The organism is Tateyamaria pelophila (genome assembly GCF_019966495.1).
Taxonomy (GTDB): Bacteria; Pseudomonadota; Alphaproteobacteria; order Rhodobacterales; family Rhodobacteraceae; genus Tateyamaria; species Tateyamaria pelophila.
Genome location: NZ_JAIMIA010000237.1, coordinates 1 through 3537 on the forward strand (window position 1 = coordinate 1; position 3537 = coordinate 3537).

Annotated in this window: 3 protein-coding genes; 1 reads left to right on the plus strand and 2 read right to left on the minus strand. The window is 53.2% G+C overall.

Translation table 11 applies throughout. From position 1 onward, the window contains the following. Nucleotides 1–5 precede the first annotated feature (5 nt). A complete protein-coding gene (locus LC354_RS26990; protein ID WP_223429032.1) occupies nucleotides 6–347 on the plus strand; it encodes a zinc ribbon domain-containing protein YjdM in 342 nt (113 codons plus the stop codon). Between the two features lie 205 nt (nucleotides 348–552). Here LC354_RS26990 and arsB read toward each other — a convergent pair whose 3' ends face one another. Next, entirely contained in the window at nucleotides 553–1563 is a 1011-nt protein-coding gene (gene arsB / locus LC354_RS26995) for an ACR3 family arsenite efflux transporter (protein ID WP_223429030.1), read from the minus strand. Nucleotides 1564–1868: 305 nt separating this feature from the next. Beyond that, entirely contained in the window at nucleotides 1869–2804 is a 936-nt protein-coding gene (locus tag LC354_RS27000) for a DMT family transporter (RefSeq protein ID WP_223429031.1), read from the minus strand. Between the last annotated feature and the right edge of the window lie 733 nt (nucleotides 2805–3537).

Consider the following 3537-nt stretch of genomic DNA (forward strand, 5'->3'; position numbering starts at 1 on the left):
AGACGATGTCATCAAGCAGTACCTGGAATTACATTCCGACAAATGATGCCTCCGGCGTCAGCCGGTGGTCCTTCACTTGCCCTGAATGTGGCCATGAATGGGCACCGGAGGTGCCATTGGACGCGGTGCAAGAGGTGCGAGACAGCGTCGGAAATGTGCTTCAGGACGGTGATGCAGTAACCGTGATCAAGGATCTGAAGGTCAAGGGATCCTCTTCTGTCGTTAAAGTCGGGACCAAGGTTCGCAGCATTCGGCTGGTGGATGGGGATCACGATATTGACTGCAAAATTCCGGGAATAGGCCAGATGGGGCTGAAGTCCGAATTTGTGAAGAAGATACCCCGATGAGAGCTGCCAGGGCTTAACCCCAACATTAGCGCGTCTAACCGACCGACGCTCGACGGCGAGATGCCCATTGCGTCGGCTATCAGCGCTCGGCTCCAGCGCGTGGCATTGTGCGGGGTTTCCTGCTCGGTCTTGGTAATCACTTTCAGTCTTGTTGCCATCTGCAACGGCGGCACGCGAGAGGGACGCGTCTTGTCGCGCTGCCATATCAAGGTGCAAACCGAGCCCGTGTGCGATTGGCAAATGCCACCAGCGTCAACATAACAGGCACCTCGACCAGAACCCCTACGACGGTTGCGAGGGCAGCACCCGAGTTCAGCCCAAACAGGCTGATCGCGACAGCAACGGCCAGCTCGAAAAAGTTCGAGGTCCCGATCAAGGCGCAAGGTGCGGCAATGCGGTGCGGCACCCTCAATGCGAATGCTGCTGCATAGGCAATTGAAAATATACCATAGCTTTGCAGGATGATCGGCACCGCGATCAGGACGATGATGAACGGCTTGGACACGATCACCTGGCCTTGAAGCCCAAAAAGGATCATGACGGTAACAATCAAACCCACAACTGAATAGGGTTTTACCCGTGCCTGAAACGTCTTGATTGCCGCCTCTGACCCAAGGCGCTGACGTGTCACCAACCCTGCGGCAAGTGGCAAGGCGATAAATAGCAATACCGACAGAACCAGTGTCGACCAAGGAACAGTGATATCGGTGACGCCCAGCAAAAAGGCCACAATGGGCGCAAAAGCGATGACCATAATCAGATCATTCACCGATACCTGCAAAAGGGTATAGGTCTCATCCCCGCGCGTCAGCTGGGACCAGACAAATACCATTGCCGTGCAGGGCGCTGCTCCAAGCAGGATCAACCCGGCGATGTATTGCATCGCGTCTTCGGGGGGAATCCATGGCGCAAAAACATACTGGAAAAACAGCACGGCCAATGCCGCCATCGTAAAGGGTTTGATCAGCCAGTTCACGACAAGGGTGATCATCAATCCGCGCGGTTGTTTTGCCACGTCTTTCAGCGATCTGGGATCAACGCCGACCATCATCGGATAGACCATTGCCCAGATCAGCACAGCGACAACCAGATTGACGCTGGCGACTTCTGCCGCCGCGACTGCATTGACCAATCCAGGGGCGACATTACCCAAAAGGATCCCAGCCCCCATCGCCAATGCGATCCATAGCGAGAGGTATTTTTCAAAAATGTTCATTCGGCAACCTTATCAGTTTCTGGAGCTTTGACCCACTCCCGGCCCCGAGCTGTCGTTCGCCGGGAGTGTTGTATGCTGCGATGCAGCCACCTAATCTGACGTTCACTACATCTGCAAAACACACACATAACTGAACTCTCAGTGTGCGGAATCAAAGCTGGCTTTCGTCCCGCCAAAACAAATGTCAGGTTTCGTTAAGTCGCGAGCAAGGTGAGAAGCAGAATGAGCGAAGGATCGACAAGTGTTTTCATCTACAATTCAATGGTGATGGAATGGAGGCATCGGACACTTTAAACGGACCATCATTACGCCAACGGCTCTATATCGGCATGTAAGCTGCGCTTGGTCTGGCGTTCGCGGTATGCGATGAACAGGCCGGACAAGAAAATCACCGCCGCTCCGATCAAAGTATAAATATCTGGAATCTCAGCGAAAAACCATGCGCCTATAATGGCTGTCCAAATCAACTTGAGAAAATCGAAAGGCATGAGTGCCGTTGGGTCTGTTTCCTTCAATGATTGGCTAAGCGACATCTGGGCGATTGAACCGAAGAGCCCGATCAGCACCATCCAACCAAGCGTTTGCGGGCCGAAGGGTTGCCAAACCCAGAGAGCTGGAATGATAGAGAAAACTCCAAGGAAGATGCCCATGTATGCAACAATCGTCAGGCTCGAATCTGTGCGGGACAGGATTTTTATCAAGACCATTGCCACGGCCCAAAGCGCCGCCGCACCTGTAACAAGCAGCGCGCCAGTGTCGATGGCGACCAAACCTGGTCTGAGGATGATAACCATGCCCACGAACCCGAAAAATATCGCCAGCCACCGATAAATGCGGAAGCGTTCCCCTAACACCAGGACTGATAGAATGGCGAGAAAGATTGGCGCTGAGAAACTTAGCGCGGTGACCTTTGCAATTGGCGATATTGAAAGCGCCGTAAAAAACATCAGCATCGCGCCGATGTTGATCACTCCGCGCAGCGCATGCAATCCGATCCTTTGCGTCTTCAGCACAGCAAAGCGAGAACGCATCAAAAGCGGAAGCAGAAATGCAAGTCCGAAGACGTTTCGGAAGAACGCGATTTGGAAGGGTGGAAGAACATCAGAGACGAAGCGCACCAATGCATGCATGATGGCAAACGCCACAGTGGACAGGCACATTAGCACAATCCCTCGCATCGCAGGCGTTTGATTGTCCCAATATGTGTTAATGCCAAGTAGGCTTGAGGCAAAGGTCTTCATGTTCCTTGGTATCCATTCTTTGGCAACCTATGCCTAGGCTTAAATTTTGGCGCGCCTTTTATGCTTCGGTATCGATGCTCGATTTGGCAAATTTTGCGCTGACCCGAGTTTGTGTGTGCGTAAAAAGACTAATTCCCTGGCCATTTCGGACCCGCGCGGCAACAAGTACTTTGGGCTCTGAAGAGCCTCGGATGCACGGCAGCATCGACCTGATCAGTGACAGTCAGGGCGTCAAGAACGGCTCATTGCCGAGGTCCAACAGTGATGTTGTATGCTGCGGCGTGGCTTATCATTGGGGACTTTCGCTGCGGCTGCACCCGAAATCAACGCCGAACCGGAAGACGAGGGGCCAGAGGTGCAGGACAAACTTTCCGTTCGTCGCAGGCGACTTATTAGCTAGCCAAAGGAAGAGCCTGATACGAGGTATTTGACCTTCCAAGTTCGCGCAAGAATTGCTCGGATAGATGGCCGTCACATGATTTGTGCACAATCATAGATCGGTATTCGCTTCCCGCCTTCTCGTTTCGACGTGTATGCGCTGCTGCATCCTGCACTTTGGAGGTGGTCCTATGGCCCGGTGCGGCCAGTATTGCGCCTTACGTGAAAAATCCGCCTCCCATGGCGCTACATCGATTGAATAAACATTCTCATATACAGTATCCGTCCGGTGTCGCCGCTCTGACGGGATGATGGAGTGCCTGCTAGATGTCCACCATCGGTAGTGGACATCTTG